General features: G+C 40.7%; 17 protein-coding genes, 6 tRNA genes and 1 pseudogene. 17 read left to right on the top strand and 7 right to left on the bottom strand.

Annotated elements, in window-relative coordinates; genetic code table 11:
- Both FTT84_RS13920 and FTT84_RS13915 read left to right on the top strand, forming a co-directional pair.
- Positions 1 to 108 (top strand): annotated as a pseudogene (locus FTT84_RS13920) (IS701 family transposase); the annotation flags it as partial.
- A 173-nt stretch (positions 109 to 281) separates the two neighbouring features.
- Positions 282 to 1,274: a DUF2804 domain-containing protein gene (locus tag FTT84_RS13915; protein ID WP_067767686.1), complete on the top strand. Its 993-nt coding sequence runs from the start codon at positions 282 to 284 to the stop codon at positions 1,272 to 1,274.
- An 82-nt stretch (positions 1,275 to 1,356) separates the two neighbouring features.
- Here the strand turns inward: FTT84_RS13915 and FTT84_RS13910 are convergent, their stop codons facing one another.
- Positions 1,357 to 2,232, bottom strand: a complete 876-nt coding sequence (locus tag FTT84_RS13910; RefSeq protein ID WP_067767684.1) for a metal-dependent hydrolase — start codon at positions 2,230 to 2,232, stop codon at positions 1,357 to 1,359.
- Positions 2,233 to 2,378: 146 nt separating this feature from the next.
- Between FTT84_RS13910 and FTT84_RS13905 the strand changes: the two genes are divergently transcribed.
- Positions 2,379 to 3,404: an AraC family transcriptional regulator gene (locus FTT84_RS13905; RefSeq protein ID WP_180081506.1), complete on the top strand. Its 1,026-nt coding sequence runs from the start codon at positions 2,379 to 2,381 to the stop codon at positions 3,402 to 3,404.
- A 51-nt stretch (positions 3,405 to 3,455) separates the two neighbouring features.
- Here FTT84_RS13905 and FTT84_RS13900 read toward each other — a convergent pair whose 3' ends face one another.
- Entirely contained in the window at positions 3,456 to 4,790 is a 1,335-nt protein-coding gene (locus tag FTT84_RS13900; RefSeq protein ID WP_067767677.1) for a Na+/H+ antiporter NhaC family protein, read from the bottom strand.
- Between the two features lie 363 nt (positions 4,791 to 5,153).
- Here FTT84_RS13900 and trpA point away from each other — a divergent pair, with 363 nt between their 5' ends.
- Genes trpA through FTT84_RS13880 form a run of 4 tightly spaced genes read left to right on the top strand, consistent with a single transcriptional unit; the run spans position 5,154 to position 9,101 of the window.
- Positions 5,154 to 5,957, top strand: a complete 804-nt coding sequence (gene trpA / locus FTT84_RS13895) for a tryptophan synthase subunit alpha (RefSeq protein WP_067767674.1) — start codon at positions 5,154 to 5,156, stop codon at positions 5,955 to 5,957.
- Positions 5,954 to 6,850 (top strand): acetyl-CoA carboxylase, carboxyltransferase subunit beta, encoded by an 897-nt coding sequence (accD, locus tag FTT84_RS13890; protein ID WP_067767671.1) that lies wholly within the window; start codon positions 5,954 to 5,956, stop codon positions 6,848 to 6,850. Before trpA ends, accD begins: the two co-directional genes overlap by 4 nt.
- Positions 6,847 to 8,130 carry a bifunctional tetrahydrofolate synthase/dihydrofolate synthase gene (folC, locus tag FTT84_RS13885; RefSeq protein WP_180058595.1) on the top strand — a complete coding sequence of 428 codons (1,284 nt, stop codon included), beginning with the start codon at positions 6,847 to 6,849 and terminating at the stop codon, positions 8,128 to 8,130. The genes accD and folC overlap by 4 nt, the downstream gene beginning before the upstream one ends.
- Complete coding sequence (locus FTT84_RS13880) at positions 8,121 to 9,101, top strand: SPOR domain-containing protein (protein WP_373685032.1); 981 nt, start codon at positions 8,121 to 8,123, stop codon at positions 9,099 to 9,101. The genes folC and FTT84_RS13880 overlap by 10 nt, the downstream gene beginning before the upstream one ends.
- Before the next feature lie 23 nt (positions 9,102 to 9,124).
- On the opposite strand, the gene FTT84_RS13875 is transcribed toward FTT84_RS13880, so the two are convergent.
- From FTT84_RS13875 to FTT84_RS13865, 3 genes are all read right to left on the bottom strand, one after another.
- On the bottom strand, positions 9,125 to 9,700 hold the full coding sequence (locus tag FTT84_RS13875; protein ID WP_180081508.1) for a dual specificity protein phosphatase family protein: 576 nt from the start codon (positions 9,698 to 9,700) through the stop codon (positions 9,125 to 9,127).
- Positions 9,697 to 10,521: an MBL fold metallo-hydrolase gene (locus FTT84_RS13870; RefSeq protein WP_180058592.1), complete on the bottom strand. Its 825-nt coding sequence runs from the start codon at positions 10,519 to 10,521 to the stop codon at positions 9,697 to 9,699. The genes FTT84_RS13875 and FTT84_RS13870 overlap by 4 nt, the downstream gene beginning before the upstream one ends.
- A 238-nt stretch (positions 10,522 to 10,759) precedes the next feature.
- The gene (locus FTT84_RS13865) at positions 10,760 to 11,401 is read right to left on the bottom strand and encodes a peroxiredoxin (RefSeq protein WP_180058591.1); all 642 of its coding nucleotides are present in this window, start codon (positions 11,399 to 11,401) and stop codon (positions 10,760 to 10,762) included.
- A gap of 335 nt (positions 11,402 to 11,736) precedes the next feature.
- Between FTT84_RS13865 and secA the strand changes: the two genes are divergently transcribed.
- The 10 genes from secA to FTT84_RS13815 all read left to right on the top strand — a co-directional run bounded on the left by secA (position 11,737) and on the right by FTT84_RS13815 (position 18,380).
- Positions 11,737 to 14,460, top strand: a complete 2,724-nt coding sequence (secA, locus tag FTT84_RS13860) for a preprotein translocase subunit SecA (protein ID WP_180081510.1) — start codon at positions 11,737 to 11,739, stop codon at positions 14,458 to 14,460.
- 135 nt (positions 14,461 to 14,595) lie between these two features.
- A complete protein-coding gene (locus FTT84_RS13855) occupies positions 14,596 to 14,958 on the top strand; it encodes a hypothetical protein (protein WP_180058589.1) in 363 nt (120 codons plus the stop codon).
- Positions 14,959 to 15,113: 155 nt separating this feature from the next.
- Complete coding sequence (gene argJ, locus FTT84_RS13850) at positions 15,114 to 16,334, top strand: bifunctional glutamate N-acetyltransferase/amino-acid acetyltransferase ArgJ (RefSeq protein WP_180058588.1); 1,221 nt, start codon at positions 15,114 to 15,116, stop codon at positions 16,332 to 16,334.
- A gap of 153 nt (positions 16,335 to 16,487) precedes the next feature.
- The gene (gene nadA / locus FTT84_RS13845; RefSeq protein ID WP_180058587.1) at positions 16,488 to 17,555 is read left to right on the top strand and encodes a quinolinate synthase NadA; all 1,068 of its coding nucleotides are present in this window, start codon (positions 16,488 to 16,490) and stop codon (positions 17,553 to 17,555) included.
- Between the two features lie 154 nt (positions 17,556 to 17,709).
- Positions 17,710 to 17,786 (top strand) — tRNA-Pro (locus FTT84_RS13840).
- 43 nt (positions 17,787 to 17,829) lie between these two features.
- Positions 17,830 to 17,906 (top strand) — tRNA-Arg (locus FTT84_RS13835).
- A gap of 43 nt (positions 17,907 to 17,949) precedes the next feature.
- Positions 17,950 to 18,025: transfer RNA gene (locus tag FTT84_RS13830), tRNA-His, on the top strand.
- A gap of 3 nt (positions 18,026 to 18,028) precedes the next feature.
- Positions 18,029 to 18,105 (top strand) — tRNA-Pro (locus tag FTT84_RS13825).
- Between the two features lie 105 nt (positions 18,106 to 18,210).
- Positions 18,211 to 18,286 (top strand) — tRNA-His (locus FTT84_RS13820).
- A 17-nt stretch (positions 18,287 to 18,303) separates the two neighbouring features.
- Positions 18,304 to 18,380 (top strand) — tRNA-Pro (locus FTT84_RS13815).
- A gap of 127 nt (positions 18,381 to 18,507) precedes the next feature.
- On the opposite strand, the gene FTT84_RS13810 is transcribed toward FTT84_RS13815, so the two are convergent.
- Both FTT84_RS13810 and FTT84_RS18105 read right to left on the bottom strand, forming a co-directional pair.
- Positions 18,508 to 18,987: an OmpA family protein gene (locus tag FTT84_RS13810; RefSeq protein WP_180081512.1), complete on the bottom strand. Its 480-nt coding sequence runs from the start codon at positions 18,985 to 18,987 to the stop codon at positions 18,508 to 18,510.
- Positions 18,988 to 18,995: 8 nt separating this feature from the next.
- Positions 18,996 to 19,496 carry a GGDEF domain-containing protein gene (locus FTT84_RS18105; protein ID WP_257222896.1) on the bottom strand — a complete coding sequence of 167 codons (501 nt, stop codon included), beginning with the start codon at positions 19,494 to 19,496 and terminating at the stop codon, positions 18,996 to 18,998.
- Between the last annotated feature and the right edge of the window lie 431 nt (positions 19,497 to 19,927).

Below are 19,927 nucleotides of genomic sequence, written 5' to 3'. Positions count from 1 at the left end.
AATGTATATCGTTGGCAGAAGAAATTATTTAGACCAGTTATCAAAAACTTCATTGATGACTTTATTCTCGATAAAAATCATCTGCTACCACAGAGAATCTATAAATAATAGTGCGTAAGTCCTATAAATGAACATTTGTTGTGATTAATAGCTAAAAAGTCAGCATTTATATTTTTTTGTGATTTTTGCCTGAAAACAGACGGATTGACTTTTCAGGCACTGAATAATAGGCATAATAATCATCAGGATTTAGCGATTTAAACCTTAATGGAATGGCGTATATGGATTTAATACGGCCGAATGGACAGCCCAATTATGGGCGTTTCAGTCAACTCCCTAATCATATTGATTTAAGTAAATATGAATATAAGACACCGTATGGGAAGACACTGAATGGTTGGCGTAAGCGTTTAAAATATAAAAAATTTAAATTTTGTTGTATTCAACATGAACATTATACCATTGGCCTGGCAATTGCAGATATTGCATGGGCAGGGCACGGTTTTGTCTATGTATATGATCATTTAACCAATGACGTACTTGAATGGAATTCCATTAATTTTTTATCTAGAAATACCGTTTTAGATGAGCAACCATTATTCAACCAAAGCCATTTTATTAAATCGGGTGTGCAGTTAGATATACAACATGCTAATGGTGTGCGCTATATCCAAATGTCTAAACATGGTGAGTTGAAACTCAGTGCGCGAGTTTTTTGTGCGGGGACTGACCCACTAAGTATGTGTAGTCCAACAGGCATCAATGGTTGGACATATACCCAAAAGCTCACAACTTTAGGTTGCGAAGGCTTTTTTATTAATAAGCAAGGCAAAACCATTCAATTTCATGAGCGAACGTTTGTATCGCTGGATGATACCTGCGGTTTTTTACGTCCAGAAACAGCTTGGTTCTGGTTGTCGTGTAACTTTTGGGACAGTCAAAACCGTCGCATTGGTATTAACTTAGCTTCAGGGGTGAATGAAAGCTTTGGTAATGAAAATTGCCTTTGGGTCAACGGTAGTTTATATCCACTGGCAGATGTATTGTTTCAGCAACAAGGCGATAACCTGTGGAGCATTAGCTCTTTAGATAACACTTTAAATTTGATGGTTAGTACGGGCTGGCGGCGTTATGAAAATCTAAATCTTCGCTTAGTCGGTAGTCAGTTTAGTCAGTGGCAAGCCAAAGTCAGCGGAACCATTTTAAAAGATGGCGAGGAAATTGTATTTTTGAATGAATATGGTTTACTCGAACAGCATTATGCCAAGTGGTGATTGATTTCATTAAAATTGTTAGCACTTAAAAGAAAAAAGACCGTATTCGATACGGTCTTATTTATGGATGGGTGAACGGAATTTATCTTCCTGCCTGCCAAAATGCTTCACCCGCAGCAATGGGATCGCCGGTTTCTTCAAGTGTTTTGACCCAAACATCATACTGCGCGATTACAGGATGCTGACTTGGATGGAAGTTTGGATTAAACCAATCTGAGTATTGCCCACGCATGCGTGATAGCATGCCTTTTTTGCCAAAGAACCACGGCAAACCTTTTGCCATCATTTGCAAACGTTCTCGACGGTTAAAACCATCGTATTTCAACATGACGTCGGCACGATAGGTGGTAAAACCGAACATCATTACTGTGGTAAATGCGAGTGCAAATTTACGCGTCAACTCAGGTACATCACCAACGTGTTTCATCACATCAAAGGCTACATCACGGTGTTCCATTTCTTCAATGGCATGCCATGCAAATAAAGCACGGACATAAGGATGTGCGTCTTGTAGAGTTTCTTTTTTGCTAAAGAAAGTTTCTGCCATTAAGGCTGTTAAATGTTCTGCGGCTGCCGTCATGGCAATGTTGTACTGTGGTGAACGTTTCGTTAGCTCAAACTTAAAAATTTTGTTTAAACGCTGAATGAAAGCATCCACGGGCATCCCTTGATCACGCATGACTTGGTTCATTTTGTCGTGAGCCATACCATGTTGCGCTTCTTGCTTAATAAAATCTGCAACACGTTGTTGTAAGTCAGGATCTTGAATTTTGTCGCGGAACATACGTACACATTGAATAAAATAACGCTCGCCATCTGGGAAGGTGAGGCTCAGCGCATCAAACATACGAGTACGAAATGGATCACCGCCAAACCAAAAACGTGGTGCTTCATTTAACTTAAAATCGAGTTTAGTGCGAACCACAGGTTCGACTTGATATTGGACGATTGCATTCATAATTTATTTTCTGTGCGATTCGTATTAAATGCAGTATGTCGGAGAAATGTCACTTTGTTTTGACAGATATTGCCATTTTTTATACATTTTACGCCAAAGTGAAAATATTAAATGTCAAAATAGAATGATGACTTTGAGGGTTGGTGATGGCTGAAATTCATATCCCAAATGGTTATTTCCAGTTATGGAATATGTACTTGCATGAACGTGAGCAAGACTTTACTCAACTTGAGTTTTTAGCGCCTTTTGTGGCGCAATTGCAGCATGTGCTTTCGCTACCCATCGATTCACAATCCCCTTATTCTTTTTTTAAAACCATTATGCAACTGACCCAGCAGCATTTGGACTGCCCGCAGTTAGTATTTGAAATGGCGAAGTATATTCGTGCAGAGCACTTTGGCGTATTGGGTTATATGGCGACTCGTAGTGAAAGTGTCGCGGAGGCTTTGCAAAATGTAGTACGTTTTAGCCGACTTGTGATTGATGGTGATGAAATTGTGCCGATGCACATGACGCATCAGGGCAAACAAATCATTTTAGCGTGGCCATTGCATAACCCTGAATTTTCAATGTTGAATGAATTGACCACGGCATGTATGGCGCATTTGGCCAAACAAATATTTCCAGCTTCTTTAAAATTATTGGTTATACAGTTTGCACATGCCGCGCAAATGGCACGTTATCATTATGAAAAGTTTTATAGCTGCCAAATTGAATTTTCAACGGCTTATTATTCTTTTGTGTTACATGCGGACAGTTTAGATTTGAAGTCTGAGTTGGCTGATCCTTCATTGATGCAATTGTTGCTACGACAAGCTGAAGATGCGATTGCAGCACGACCACAACATTTTCAACCACTACAATATATGCAGCAGAGCATTGCTGAGTATTTAAGACATCAACAACAAGCGCCGAAAATAGAATGGTTAGCCTATGAATTGCATATGTCAGTGCGAACCTTACAACGGCAATTGCAGGATCAACGCACCTCATTCAAACAATTATTAGAAACTGAACGGATGAAGCGCTGTGAACAGTTGCTGCTTCAAAAAATGAGCTTCACCGACATCGCTGCGCAACTGGGGTATTCAGATCAGTCTGCTTTAGCCAGAGCATATAAGTCGCATAGTGGACAGACACTCTTGGCGCGCAAGAAACAATTACAGTCTTAACACTGAGCCATAAAAAAAAGCGGTCAATTGACCGCTTAGAATGACCATAATTTATGCTGCTGTTTTAAAGCGAGGGAAGCGGAATATAATTGCTAAGATGGCAAATAGCGCCAAGACCCAACAGTAATACACACTACCAATCAGTTCGACAGGTGATAATTTGGCAATTGAACAGGCCAATAATAACTGCGCGCCATAGGGAATCAGCCCTTGCACCACACAAGAAAAAATATCTAATAAGGCAGCTGCACGTTTAGGATCTACACCATATTCTTTAGCCACTTCTCGCGCCATATCCCCCGATAAAATAATCGCAACGGTATTATTGGCAACAAACAAGTTAGAGAAAATAACCAAGAAACTTACGCCAATTTCGCCAGCGCGTTGCTGTCCCACCTTAAATAATCGGGTCAAGCTGTAAATTCGTTGAATTAACCATTCCAAGCCACCTTCTTTTTGCATAATGGCCGAAATGCCGCCCAGGAACATCGAAAGCAGGGCAACTTCAAACATACTGGTGAAGCCATCATAAATTGAATTATTAAGACCCAGTAAATTAAAGTCAGGTTGTTGAATTAAGCCAATCAAGCCTGACATCACCACGCCCAGTGCAAGTACGGCTAAAACGTGTAATCTTGAAAATGCCAAAATAAACACGGCGACATACGGCAAGATAAGCCAAACATCGAAAGTTTTATACTCCACTGCTTGCGAGCCCTGACTAATCATGAGGTAAATAATTAAGCTCACAATTGAGGCAGGCACTGCGATCCAGACATTGACTTTGAACTTATCTCTTAACTGAACTTTTTGACTACTGGTTGCCGCAATGGTGGTATCTGAAATCATTGAGAGATTATCACCAAACATGGCACCACCAACCACAGCACCAATGGCATAGACGGTTTCAATTTCTGTTACTTGGCTAAAACCGAAAGCGATCGGAGCACAAGCTGCAATGGTTCCCATTGAGGTACCCATCGCTGTTGCAATAAACGCAGCAATGAGAAACAGCATTGGCAGTACAAATTCGGGTGGAATAATTGATAGTCCTAATTGTACAGTGGCATCCACACTACCAATGGCGCTACTGACACTGGCAAAAGCACCTGCCAGCATAAATACCATAAACATTAGTATGAGATTTGGATGGCTAGCACCTTTCAAAAAGGTGTCAATGGCGTCATTGAGTTTGCCACGATAGAGCAAAACGGCCAATACAATCGCAGGTAAAGCGGCAACTGGAGCCTTGACTTGATAAAAGGCAAACTCAGTTCCAATCATGGAATGATAAATGCCACTGCCTAAAAAAATGGCGAGAAAAACAATAAGCGGGAGCAGCGCAAATGCACGAGCTGGCACTTTCGCTTGTGAATCGGAGGACATAGGAGATAAAAAAATAAAAGAATGGCGCTAGTATAATGCAGGTTTTGCTATTTAAGAAAAATTTAAATGTAAAAGCTAAGCCTGTTATTTATAACATTTTTTTGTAGATAAAATTAAGTTAATCTAAATGCTTAGGATTTTATCAAATCCCGAAATTAGGCATCTTTGATCATTGTGAAAAAAACAGAAATATCGGTAAATGATGCTTTCGGGTTGTTCTGGAAAATTATGTTTGCATGAGAAATACCGACTGAAGATTGTATGCCCTGTTCAATGGGTAAAAAATAGCGTTACAATGCGATGTCTTGTATTTCTACAAAACCCACATCATAGTTTTGATTCATTCAAGGAAAGTATAACCCTATGTCACGTTTAGCCACTCGATTTGGAACGCTTAAATCTCAACAGCGTAAGGCCTTGGTTTCTTATGTTATGGCTGGTGACCCTCATCCACAGGTAACTGTTCCATTGTTACATCAAATGGTTGAGGCTGGTGTTGATGTGATTGAGCTTGGTCTCCCATTTTCTGATCCGATGGCAGATGGCCCAGTCATTGCACTTGCTGCAGAACGCGCTTTAGCAGCTGGCACAAATACTTTAGATGCTTTAAACATGGTGAAAGAGTTCCGTAAAAACGATACTGAAACACCCGTAGTACTCATGGGATATTTAAACCCTGTCGAAGTGATTGGCTATGAAAAATTCGTAGCTTATGCACATGAGTGTGGTGTAGACGGCGTGTTACTTGTGGACTTACCACCTGAAGAAGCTACTGATCTTGATGTTGTATTGAAAAAATACGATATGAATCAAATCTTCCTGCTTGCGCCGACATCTACGGATGAGCGTATTCAGCATGTTGTGAAACAGGCGAGTGGTTTTATCTACTATGTATCTTTGAAAGGTGTGACAGGCGCTGCAACACTTGATGTTGCCGAAGCTGCCGCACGTATTCAAAAAATTAAATCATATACCGATGTTCCTGTCGGTGTTGGTTTTGGTATTAGTGATGCTGCATCTGCGAAAGCAATGGGTGTAGCTGCTGATGCAGTCATTGTAGGTAGTGCCTTCGTTAAACAATTTGCAAACTTAGCACCAGAACAAGCTGTAATTGAAACAGTGAATAAAGTGAAGGAGCTTCGAGCTGCGCTCGATGAGTTAGTATGAGTCAAGACGCAAAAACAGGCAAAATTCTAAGCGCATCTACGCCATGGACTGAGCGTGTTGTACCCGGGATTCATGTACCGGATGAACAACAAGCACTAAAGGCGACATTTACTGAGCCAACAATTGAATGCCCTGAGTGTCATGCTTTGGTGACTCGTACTGCGATGTCATTTAATGCTTATGTTTGTCCTCAATGTGATGAACATTTGCGTATGAAAGCCCGCGATCGTTTGAATTGGTTCTTTGACCAAGTACAAACAGAATTGGGTCAAGAATTTAAAGCCAAAGATCCGCTGAAATTTGTTGATAGCAAAGCTTATCCAGATCGTATGGCTGAAGCGCAAAAGAAAACAGGTGAAACAGAAGCACTTGTGGTGATGCAAGGTTTGGTTAAAGGCATTCCAATGATTGCAACCGCATTTGAATTTGATTTCATGGGCGGTTCAATGGGTACTGTTGTCGGTGACCGTTTTGTTCAGGCTGCTGAACTTGCGATTAAATCACAACAACCATTAATCTGTTTTGCTGCTTCAGGCGGTGCGCGTATGCAAGAGGGCATGTTGTCTTTAATGCAAATGGCACGTACTTCAGCTGCAATTCAAAAAATGAAAGATGCAGGTCTTCCGTATGTAGTGGTATTAACGCATCCAGTTTACGGCGGTGTAACGGCATCTCTTGCAATGTTAGGTGATGTGCATTTGGCTGAACCAAAAGCAATGATTGGTTTCGCAGGTAAACGCGTTATTGAGCAAACTGTGCGTGAAAAATTGGAAGAACCGTTCCAACGTGCAGAATACTTGCTTGATCATGGTGTAGTCGATCAAATTGTCCACCGTCATGCATTACGTGATACAGTTTATCGTATTGTAGCGAAATTGATGAATTTGCCTTGAACACAGCACCACTTGCAACTGATTCTTTAAACACATGGCTCGATTATTGGAGCCATGTTCATGTTACGGGTATTGATTTAGGACTGGAGCGGGTAATTCCTGTTGCAGAACGATTGGGCGTAACTCAGCCTGATGCCAAAGTTTTGACGGTTGCTGGAACCAATGGGAAAGGCTCAACCACAACGACATTGGCTGCCATTTTAAATGCGCAAGGTTATAATGTGGGTTTATATCAATCACCGCATATCTACCGTTTTAATGAACGTGTAAAGCTTCAAGGTATGGAAGTGGACGATCAAACCCTGATTGATGCATTTGTTGTAGTTGATCAGGCCCGTCGTGAATGTGATTTAAGTTTATCTTTCTTTGAAGCGACCACTTTGGCCGCTTTTGTTATTTTTAAACAACGTGCTTGTGATGTTTGGGTACTCGAAGTTGGCCTGGGCGGTCGGCTTGATGTCGTCAATGTGGTTGATCCAAATGTTGCCGTGATTACCAATATTGGTCTCGATCATACCGATTGGCTTGGCGACACCATTGAAAAAATTGCTTTTGAAAAAGCCGGTATTATTCGTCCTGATATTCCTGTGGTATTTGGCGGTGATCAAGTACTGCCTGAAGCTATCCGTAAAAAAGCAGAAGATTGCCATGCGCATTTGCATGTGCTCAATCGTGATTATTTCTATCAATACGCAAATGACGGTCAGTCTTGGATGTTTGCATCTTCTGGTTCGACCTTAAAACTACCGGTTGGTTCTTTGGCATTGGAAAATATTTCTACTGCCGTGGCCGCTATTTTGCTCAGTGGCTTGGAAGTGACTCAACAAGCTATTGCTCAAGGCATTATCAATGCCAAATTACAAGGTCGTTTTGAAGTACGAGAAATTGCAGGAAAAACGGTGATTTTTGATGCTGGACACAATCCGCACGGTGTTGAATTTTTGTTAAAGCAATTGCGAAATTTCCTTCATTACAATAAACAGTATTCAGAAGTGATTAGCGTTTTTTCAATGCTGACTGATAAAGATATAAATTCTGTCGTTAACTTATTGAAAGATACCGTAAGAATGTGGAAAATTGCACAATTAACTGTTCCGCGTGCGGCTGAGATCACACAATTAGATGACGCGTTACAGAATCAGGTCGTGCAACATTACGACAGTGTAAAATTAGCTTTTAAGTCAGCGCTTGAAGAATCAAAAAATAATCAGCTGATTCTGGTATGTGGTTCATTTCATACCTTAGAAGCGGTATGGGAGTATCTGGAAGAATGTCAATGAATAACAAACAGCGTTGGATGGGTGGCGTTGTTTTATTAGGTGGTGGTGTGCTGTTGGGTGCGCTATTGCTGAAAGGCAAAGAAGAAATACATCATAATCAGAACCAAGCTCCTGAAATGGCTCAAGTGCAACAACAGGGCCAAGGCTCAAAAATGTCGTCTTTGACTGTGGATGTTGAAACTGAAAAGCGTTTGCTTGAAGAACAACGTCGTACACGTGAAAAGTCGGTTGCAGAACAAGAAGCACGTGCAGCTGAATTTTTAGCGATGCAGCAACAAGCCGAAGCAGATGCTGCGCGTAAAGCAGCAGAAGAATATGCGGCTTTAAATGCGCACCGTTCTGCGCAGCAAAGCTCAGACAATATTCCGCCTGAACTGATTGAAAATGAAAAAGCCAAACAAAAGCGAATCGCTGAGGAAAAATTGGCGGCTCAAAAAAAGTCCGAGACTCAGTCAGCACAGCAAAAGTCTGAACAAGCTCGTTTAGCGGCGGAAAAGCAAAAAGCTGAAGAAAAACGTCAAGCTGAAGCAAAAAAAGAAGCTGAACGTAAAGCAAATGCAGAAGCTGAGAAGAAAGCTGCTGAGAAAAAGGCCGCAGCTGAAAAGCAAAAAGCTGAAGAAAAACGTAAAGCTGAAGAAAAAGAAAAGGCTGAAGAAAAGCGTAAAGCCGAAGCCAAGAAAAAAGCGGAAGCTGAAAAAGCCCGTGATTTATTGGAAAATGGCGATAAGCAGTGGATGGTTCAAGTGGCACTTGCGGCAAATGAAGCCAATGCTGATGCTGTGGCTGCTAAACTACGTGCCAAAGGTTATAAAGTCACCAAGAGTCCAACATCAAAAGGGATTCGAATTATGGTTGGGCCATCTAAAAACCGTGATGCAGCTGATGCAACACGTAAAAAAATCAATAGCGATGCAAGTTTGAATATGAAATCTGCATGGGTGATTGATTGGGTGCCGCTCGATAGACGTTAAGATAGGCGTTTAATTAGGTTTATTTAAAATGGATTCAGCAGTTGTTGCTGAATCCATTTTACATTTTCAGCATTTAAAAGTAGATCGATGTTTTTCCAAATGGGGTGGTAGCCATAACCACCATGTTTCATTTCTTGTTTGGCTGCTTCAATTGTCCAACCTTCAAAAATAATACGGTACATCGCCACGCTGACACCGGTACGGTCTGAACCGTGATAGCAATGAATCAGTACTTTTTGATTTTTCTGTTTTGCTTGCTGTATATGTTGCATCACTTGCAGTAAGTCATCTCGACTAATTTGCCAAGTGTGAATTGGAATGTGTACATAATTCACCGCTGGGCTTTGTACAATTTCTGGGTCAATATGCCGTGAACGTAAGTTAATAATCACATCAATGTTTTGTGCTTCTAGTATCGGTACGAGTTCTTTAGATGGCTGTTCACTTCGGTAAAGCATTGGGCTAATTTGATAAAAATTATGCTCCTTCAATAGAACCGTTCCCCAGTTGGGCGGACGTTCATGCTCTGGTAGAGCCGTGGAAGTCATACAAGCACTGAGCGTACAACTGGACAGTAAAATACAGGCAAATTTATTCATCCTTTCACCCTTTGATAACGCGCCAATTCGATCGGATCATGTGCACAAATGATTTCAATATCTGGTTGAGCTTGTGCAAGTTGCTGAATTTTACTGAGGTTAGAACGTCTTAATTGATTATCTGTTGCAAAGGTACATTCAAGTTGATTTAGAATGACCGAATGAAAAGATGGATCAAGTTGCTGATGTGAATAATAGGCATCACCGCAAAATAATAACCAACCATCAGGCTGCTTGATAGCAATACCACTGTGGCCTGCGGTATGACCTGAAAGTGGAATCATTAAAATTTCATCTTGGAATAGATTTAAGCCATGCGCCTGCGTTAGATTAAACCAAGTATCCATAGCATTTGGTTCGATAAAATTCCAATAACGGTGTTGTTGAAATTGTTGGGTTCGATAGCGGATCTTCGCTTTTAATGATTTTAAATTTTGTGTGGCATTATATTCACTTGCCAGTACATGTACGGTCGCATATGGAAAGTCAGAAATACCACCGGCGTGGTCAAAGTCTAAGTGAGAAACTATGATGTGTCGTACATCTTCAGGTTTAAAACCTAGTTTTTGAATTTGTGCAATTGCGGAAAGATCTTGGTTATATTCAATCCCACCGATATGTGAAACGATTTTGCCTAATCTGGCTTGTGGATTTTGGTAGTCTTGTAGGCCAATTCCTGTATCTATTAATACTAGACCATGTTGTGTTTCGATCAGTAGGCAATGACAAACGAGGTTTGCACGAAATGTAAACTGACCAAACAGTGGGCCACAAACAGGGCACATACTTCCACAGTGCAAATGATGAATATTATAGATCACAATAATTATTCTTAAGATGTTTAGGCGTATTTATAAACGGACTGTGAAATAAACGCCAACTTGATTTTGTAATTTGATTTTTTGCGCAAAATAAAAAGCCCGTCATCAGACAGGCTTGAATAAATCAGGACATGGCTCGTCATATTAGTCCTGTACTTGTAAGTATATGAGTTATATGGGCGTAAATACTTGAGTTAAAATGTACTGCGCTTGTCTTATGACAAAATAAAACAATGTCTTATTTTGTTTCAGGTTGTGGTGTTAAGCGAAGGTACGGTGTTACAGCTTTATAGCCTTTAGGGAAGCGTTGTTTAATTTCTTCTTCATCTTTTAGCGAAGGCACAATCACTACTTCATCTCCATGTTGCCAATTGGCAGGTGTAGCAACTTTATGGTTGTCCGTCAGTTGTAGTGAATCAACCACGCGTAAAATTTCGTGGAAATTACGACCTGTAGACGCTGGGTAGGTAATAATTAAACGTACTTTTTTGTTTGGATCAATGATGACCAAAGAACGAACTGTTAGTGTTTCGCTGGCATTTGGGTGGATAAAATCATACAGCGTAGAAACTTTACGGTCTTGGTCGGCAATGATTGGAAAATTAACTGTGGTATTTTGTGTGGTATTGATGTCTTGAATCCAACCTTTGTGAGACTCAACATCATCAACAGACAATGCAATGGCTTTAACACCTCGTTTGCTAAACTCATCTTTAAGTTTTGCCGTAAAACCAAGTTCAGTTGTGCACACTGGGGTGTAATCGGCAGGATGTGAAAATAAAATTCCCCAGCTATCTCCTAAAAAATCATAAAAATTAATTATGCCTTCGCTTGAGTCTTGTGTGAAATCTGGTGCAATGTCACCTAAACGAATCGTCATGGAAATCCCCGTATTTATTGAATCTGTTTAACTTGAGATTCAATATGCAGTAATTTTTTTATGATGAAAAATAGTGTTTTTTTATTTCTTTATGAATTTATTTCATAACAAGCTACGCTGATGATCGAAATTTATCAATGCTCACTCGTCTGAGTCACTATGTTGTATGTTTAAAATTTGCTACATTAGCTTGCCTTAAGTCTTCGGGGCTAGAGCCCGAGCGCAGAATATTTAAAGGGTTTTTGTGCAAAACCCTTGTACTTCGAATTTCTAGCACCATAATAACGACTAAGAAAACATATTCATTTGACAAGCAAGATTTAGAGAGTTAATTCATGTTGGCAAGTCTGATCGGAGGAATCTTCGGTACCAAAAATGAGCGCGAACTCAAACGCATGCGTAAAATCGTAGAGAAGATCAATGCGCTCGAGCCGACGATATCTGTTCTAAGCGATGCAGACTTATCTGCAAAAACCGAAGAATTCAAAGAACGTTATAAAAAAGGTGAAAGCCTTGATAAATTATTAGCAGAAGCTTTTGCTGTATGTCGTGAAGCTGCAAAACGTGTCATGGGGATGCGCCATTACGACGTTCAGTTGATTGGTGGTATTACACTTCACGAAGGTAAAATTGCAGAAATGCGTACAGGTGAAGGTAAAACCTTGATGGGTACCTTGGCTTGTTATCTCAATGCAATTAGCGGCGAAGGTGTTCACGTCATTACGGTGAACGATTACTTGGCGCAACGTGATGCTGAGTTAAACCGTCCATTGTTCGAATTCTTAGGCTTAAGCATTGGTATTATTTACTCAATGCAAGATCCAACTGAGAAAGCGCAAGCGTATCGTGCTGACGTCACTTACGGTACAAATAACGAATTTGGATTCGATTATTTACGTGACAACATGGTCTTTTCTGCGGCTGAGAAAAAGCAACGTAGCTTAACCTATGCCATTATCGATGAAGTCGATTCAATCTTAATTGATGAAGCACGTACGCCGTTGATCATTTCTGGTCAAAGCGAAGACTCATCTCAGCTCTATGCGGCAATTAATAGCATTCCACCAAAATTGCATGCGCAAAAAGAAGAGAAAGTGCCAGATGGCGGTCACTTCTGGATTGATGAAAAACAACGCTCTGTAGAAATGACCGAAGTCGGTTATGAAACTGTCGAAGCTGAACTGATTCAAATGGGTCTGTTGGCTGAAGGTGAAAGTCTATATTCATCTGCGAATTTGAACTTGGTGCACCACGTTTCTGCTGCAATCCGCGCGCATTACTTATATCAACGCAACGTGCACTACATCATCAATGATGGCGAAGTGATCATTGTCGATGAAAATACTGGTCGTACTATGCCGGGCCGTCGTTGGTCTGAAGGCTTACACCAAGCAGTTGAAGCGAAAGAAGGTTTGGAAATTCAACCTGAAAACCAAACTTTAGCAACGACTACGTTCCAGAACTATTTCCGCTTATATAAAAAGCTATCGGGTATGACAGGTACTGCAGATACTGAAGCTGCGGAAATGAAAGAAATTTATGGTTTGGATGTCGTACTTATTCCAACCCATCGTCCAATGATCCGTAATGACCAAAACGACTTAATTTATTTAAATCGTGAAGGGAAATACAACGCCATTATTCAAGAAATTCTACGTGTTCATGAAGCAGGTGTTGCACCAATTTTGATTGGTACAGCAACAATTGAAGCCTCTGAAATTCTTTCAGATAAATTGAAAGAAGCGGGCATTCAACATGAAGTACTGAATGCAAAACAACACGAACGTGAAGCCGATATTATTGCGCAAGCAGGTTCACCACGTGCAGTGACCATTGCGACTAACATGGCTGGTCGTGGTACAGATATTCTGTTGGGTGGTAACTGGAAAGCGTTATTGGCCAAAATTGAAGAACCAACAGCAGCAGATGAAGCACGTTTAAAAGCAGAGTGGGAAAACAACCATGATGCAGTATTGGCATCTGGTGGTTTACACATTATTGGTTCAGAGCGCCACGAATCACGTCGTATTGATAACCAGTTGCGTGGTCGTGCGGGTCGTCAAGGTGACCCTGGTGTTTCACGCTTCTACTTGTCACTTGAAGATGATTTGATGCGTATTTTCGCAGGTGACCGTGTAGTTGCAATGATGCGTGCCATGGGCTTGAAAGAAGACGAAGCCATTGAACATAAGATGGTGTCTCGCTCAATTGAAAATGCCCAACGTAAAGTTGAAGCACGTAACTTCGATATTCGTAAAAATCTATTGAAATACGATGACGTGAACAACGAGCAACGTAAGATTATTTACTCTCAGCGTGATGAAATTCTTGTTGAGCCATCTTTACAAGATTATATCGAGTCGATGATTCATGATGTAACCAAAGGCATGATCGAAATCTACATTCCACCTGAATCAATTCACGATCAGTGGGATATCGAAGGTCTTGAAAAAGCTCTACGTGAAGATATGTCAATCGAATTGCCTATTTCACAATGGTTAGAACAAGATCGTCGTTTAGATGAAGAAGCTTTGGTTGAGCGTATTAGTGATGAAGTGATTCAGCACTACCGTTCACGTCGTGCACAAATGGGTGACGAAACTGCAGCGATGCTTGAACGTCATTTCATGTTGAATTCACTGGATCGTCATTGGAAAGAGCATTTGGCGGCCATGGATTACTTACGTCAAGGGATTCATTTACGCGGCTATGCACAGAAAAACCCTGAGCAAGAATACAAAAAAGAAGCATTTAATTTATTCGTAAATATGCTCGCGGTTATCAAATCTGACGTCGTGACGGATTTATCTCGAATTCATGTGCCAACCGCTGAAGAGCTAGCAGAAATGGAAGCTCAAAAGCAGGCTCAAGCAGAATCGATGAATCTTCAGTTATCACATAATGATTTCGATAATTTATTGGCGGAAGCAAACGGTGACGACATTGTTGAAGCACAATTTACCCCAGCAGAACAAGTGATTATTCCGCCTGAAAGCCGTAATTCACCTTGTCCATGTGGTTCAGGTCTGAAATACAAATTGTGTCACGGTAAAATCTAAAACACAGAGAAAAACAGAGCCAAGAGGCTCTGTTTTTTTGTACAGACTTTTTACCCTGACCTGAATAGTATTTGCAGTTCATCGTATTAAATGTTATTTAGTTTCTGTATCAATAACCGTAAAACGGAAAAGACAATGAAAAAAGTACTAAAACCGTTCATGATTGCTGCTTTGGCTCTGCCTACTTTTGCATTTGCAAACGCTCCTCAGACCACTTCTGTAGAAAAAGTTCAGCAGGCAATTGGGCCAACATCAACTCAAGTACAAGTTGGTACTGATGGACAAGTGACTATAGCAAGCCCACGTACTGGTATTCGCTATACATTTGCAAACCCAAATCGTCCAATCGTTTTGCAAACAGCTAAAATTGCAGCTGCAAATGCAGCGAATGCTGACCGTATTGTTGCTGAAAACCCTGCATTGTCTGCAGCAAGTCAACAAAAAGCGAAGCAAGCTCTGTTAAATGAAGCATCTCAATCGCAACTTGCCCGTAACTAATTACAGCGAGTATTAAAAAACCAGTCTTTTGACTGGTTTTTTTGTGCCTATGGCTGATGTTAATAAAATTGCAGCAAAACAGTGCTTATGCTCGATTTTTTCTCAATTTTGAACTAAGCTGTATTTTTTATAACTCGTAATATTGGACGTTGAAAATGGCAGTTGGTGACGTATCTATGCCACAGATGCATGTGGTGAAAGGTGTGAAAATTGGTTCGGCAGAAGCGTATGTACGCTATCAGAACCGACGTGACCTTGTCATTTTTGAATTTGCTGAAGGCTCTAATGTTGCGGGTGTATTCACGCAAAATGCATTCTGTGCAGCGCCAGTACATTTATCTAAAGCTCATTTGCAAGTTGGCAATCCTCGTTATCTTGTAATTAATACCGGTAATGCAAATGCTGGTACAGGCAAACTGGGGATGATCAATGCTGAAGCGACTTGTGCTAAACTTGCAGAACTTGCAGGGGTAAAGCAGACCGATGTGCTTCCATTTTCTACAGGTGTAATCGGTGAACAGTTACCAATTGAACGTTTGGTGCAAGGTTTACAGCCAGCATTAGACAGTTTGAAAGATGATGCATGGTTAGATGCGGCAACAGGTATTATGACTACTGATACGACACCGAAGGGTGCGTCTGAACAGTTTGAACTTGATGGTGTAGTGTATACCATGACGGGTATTTCTAAAGGCGCAGGCATGATTCGTCCGAATATGGCGACTATGTTGAGTTATGTTGCAACCGATGCGCCGATTAGTCGTGAGCTGGTTCAAAAGTTATTAAAAACTACAGTAAACCTGTCTTTTAACCGTATTACGGTAGATGGTGATACATCAACAAACGACTCTTGTATCTTAGTTGCGACAGGTCAAGCAGGTGGTGCTGAAATTAGTAGTGAATCAGATTCACGTTATGCTGTTGTACTAGATGTTTTAACACGTGTGATGAAACGACTCGCACAGCTCATCGTACGTGATGGTGAGGGTGCAACCAAATTTATTACTGTTGCTGTTGAAGGTGGTGTAAATACACAAGAGTGCTGTGATATTGCATATAGCATTGCACATTCGCCATTGGTTAAAACAGCAATTTTCGCATCTGATCCTAACTGGGGACGTATTTTGGCAGCTATCGGTTATGCAGGTGTGCCAAATCTTGATGTTGAAAAAATTCAAGTTTGGTTAGGTGATGTGCAAATCTGTAAAGATGGTGGTGCAGCTGCAGACTATACTGAAGAAGCGGGTGCAGCAGAAATGTCGAAATCAGAGATCACGATTCGTGTTGATCTTGGGCGCGGCAATGAAAAAGATACGGTATATACCTGTGATCTGTCATATGACTATGTGAAGATCAATGCAGACTACCGTTCATAAGTGATTTGATGTTTTTGAAAAGCCTCCGTTGTGAGGCTTTTTTATAATTGGAACTTTTTAATGACCGGTCAAAAATAGCCATAAGCCATCTATGTCGGTTAGTTGTAAAGCACCTGTAAATATGCAGGCTTTAAGGATAGAGAAGACGTTGTTATGAATGATGCAAGTAACTTAATTGCAAATGAGGCAAAATCGATTGTTCAGGCGCATCTAGATCGTTTAGGTGAGGTCAAAGCACATGGTTTAACTGAAGACGCAAAACTTGAAAAATTTGAATTAATCAAAGCAGAACTCAAAAAGCGTAATGCTGTCCTTGTTGCCCACTATTATTGTGATCCTGAAGTACAAGAGTTGGCCGAATTAACTGGTGGTTGTGTCTCTGATTCACTTGAAATGGCACGTTTTGGTCGTGACCATCCTGCAACAACTTTGGTGGTTGCCGGTGTTAAATTTATGGGGGAAACTTCAAAAATTTTATCACCGGAAAAGACGATACTGATGCCTACTTTAGAGGCGACTTGTTCACTCGATTTAGGTTGTCCGGTGGATGAATTTACACAATTTTGTGATGCACATCCTGATCATACCGTGGTGGTGTATGCCAATACCTCTGCGGCCGTGAAAGCACGTGCAGATTGGGTGGTGACGTCAAGCTGTGCTGTTGAAATCATTGAGCATTTAGATAGCCTCGGTGAAAAAATTATTTGGGCACCCGATCAGCATTTAGGTCGCTACATCCAAAAGAAAACTGGTGCTGACATGTTGTTATGGGATGGGGCTTGCATTGTGCATGAAGAATTTCGTGCACGAGGCATCGCGAATATGAAAGCTTTGTACCCAAATGCAGCTGTATTAGTGCATCCAGAGTCACCTGAATCTGTGGTTGATATTGCAGACGCAGTAGGCAGTACATCACAATTAATCAAAGCCGCACAAACCTTACCGCACGAGCGATTAATTGTTGCAACAGATCGCGGTATTTTCTACAAAATGCAACAGGCAGTTCCGAATAAAATTCTAATTGAAGCTCCTACAGCAGGTGAGGGGGCAACATGTCGCTCATGTGCGCATTGCCCTTGGATGGCGATGAATGAATTGGATGGAATTTTAGAAGTTTTACAAAAAGGTGATCAAGAAATATTCGTGGATCCAGCATTGGCTGAACGTGCGAAATTACCTTTAGATCGTATGTTGAATTTCAGTGCCAGTTTAAAACGCTGAAATTTGTTTGAAAAATGATTAAAATGCTTGATAAATAATCGCTTGAAATGATTTTTTATCTTTTTTTGAATATAGGTGTTGACGTCAATCGACGTCACGCCTAGAATGCACACCGTACCGCAAGATATGCGATACAGCGAAAGCTGAGATGAAACGGAGCATAGCACAGCCTGGTAGTGCACCTGGTTTGGGACCAGGGGGTCGTAGGTTCGAATCCTACTGCTCCGACCAATTTCTCAAGGCAAAAATCGCGTGATTCTATGTCATCGGTAATGCGCCTGTAGCTCAGTTGGATAGAGCATCCGCCTTCTAAGCGGATGGTCACAGGTTCGAATCCTGTCAGGCGCGCCATTTATGGTGTTCTGATACTAGAACTTGAAAACTTGTTGTGACGGTGGATGTAGCTCAGTTGGTAGAGCCCCGGATTGTGATTCCGGTTGTCGTGGGTTCGAATCCCATCATTCACCCCAATTCGGAGCATAGCACAGCCTGGTAGTGCACCTGGTTTGGGACCAGGGGGTCGTAGGTTCGAATCCTACTGCTCCGACCATTTTCTTAATGAAAACGGTCGATAAAAGATACCGCATTAAGCGGTTTTTTTATGTCTGTAATTTAAAATGGTTTATATTGGTCATTCACTCACAAGTATGTAATGGTGGATGTAGCTCAGTTGGTAGAGCCCCGGATTGTGATTCCGGTTGTCGTGGGTTCGAATCCCATCATTCACCCCAACTTTTAAAGTTGAAAACGGAGCATAGCACAGCCTGGTAGTGCACCTGGTTTGGGACCAGGGGGTCGTAGGTTCGAATCCTACTGCTCCGACCAATTTCTTAATGAAAATGGTCAATTAAAGATACCGCGTTAAGCGGTTTTTTTATGTCTAAAATTTAATAATAAATCTAAGCTCAAAAAAAAAGCCCTAAGTAGGGCTTTTTATATTTATGTCTGATACTTAAGGAATAATAGTGACATTGACACGGCGGTTAGTGGCACGATTTACTTCACTATCATTTGCAAGCAGTGGTTGATCTGCACCGCGACCAATAATTTGAACATTTTTGGATTTATATCCATGTTCTAAGAAAATGTTAGCAACGCTTTGCGCACGTTTTTCAGAGAGTTGCTGGTTGTAACTGGCTTGACCTACATTATCGGTATGCCCAATAAATTTAATTTTATCAAGTTCATACTTATTTAACTGGGTTGCAAGTTTGGTTAGATTGGCTTTTTGATGTGGTTGAATTTGGTAATCATCAAAATTAAATAATAACTTTTCAGGTAGAGCTAAAGACCAACCATCTTGTGTTAAAACGAAACCTTCTTTCTTTAGCATACGTGCTTGTTTATAGCTTAAGTTGCCCAAGCTCATGCAGGCAGTTAAGGAAGCGGTAAATGCAATAATGAAAAATAATTTAAATGCGTTTTTATACATAACCTTTCCTATACACTGTGTTGTTGTGATGCAATCGACCAATTATCGGTGGTTTTTTTCGCGTTGTACATGGCGCGATCAGCATCTGCAATCAAATCTTCAGGTGATTTAGCTTTTTGTGCCAAAGCAACACCGATGCTTGCATTTAAAGAAATATGGTGTTGATCGAACACGAAAGTCGAGGTGTAGCAGTCATGAATTTTACGGCAATACATTTCTAGTTCTTGCGCTGAATCCAGTCCATTAACAATAATCGCAAATTCATCCCCACCTAGTCGCGCAATAAATGCATCATTAGGTAGTGCTTGTTTAACGCAATGCGAAGAAGCACGTAATATAGCATCGCCAGCTAGATGACCAAATTGATCATTTACAGATTTAAAATCATTTATATCCAAGAAAAAAACTGCTGCATCTTTATCTTGATCAAAAAGTTCAAAAAGCTTTTCATAAAAATAGATGCGATTCGGTAGTTTTGTGAGTGCATCATGACGAGATAAGTGTAGCAACTTGCATTTTCAGACATTAGGGTTTGGTGTGATTGCTCTATTTCGCTTAATAAACCATTAAATGCTGTACTAAGTGCTTGCAACTCTTGAATATCGGAGTTTGATACTCGCATGTTGTAATTCTTTTTAATGCTAATTGTTTGTGCGGATTCAACAATTGCGCGAATAGATTGCATTAGGTATTGATAAACAGAATTAACAGACCAAAAAACTGTAGCAAGTAATAAAATGAAGCCGAGCAACAGTCCTAAAAGTATCTTATGAAAGAAACTCACCAAGTCTGAGGAATTACCATAAACAATTAGGTGGTGTTTCAAAAAGTATGCTGAAAAAAAGCAGGTTGAATTTTGATAAAATAGAGAAATGCAAATAACTCTAGAAATCAAATGTCCAACCTGCCTCAGTGACAGTATAAAGAAAAATGGCATCAA

It is taken from the genome of Acinetobacter sp. YH01019, from assembly GCF_013420285.1.
GTDB classification, from domain to species: domain Bacteria; phylum Pseudomonadota; class Gammaproteobacteria; order Pseudomonadales; family Moraxellaceae; genus Acinetobacter; species Acinetobacter gandensis.
Note: the sequence above shows the minus strand (reverse complement) of the source record. Positions and strands in the feature narration are given on the sequence as shown.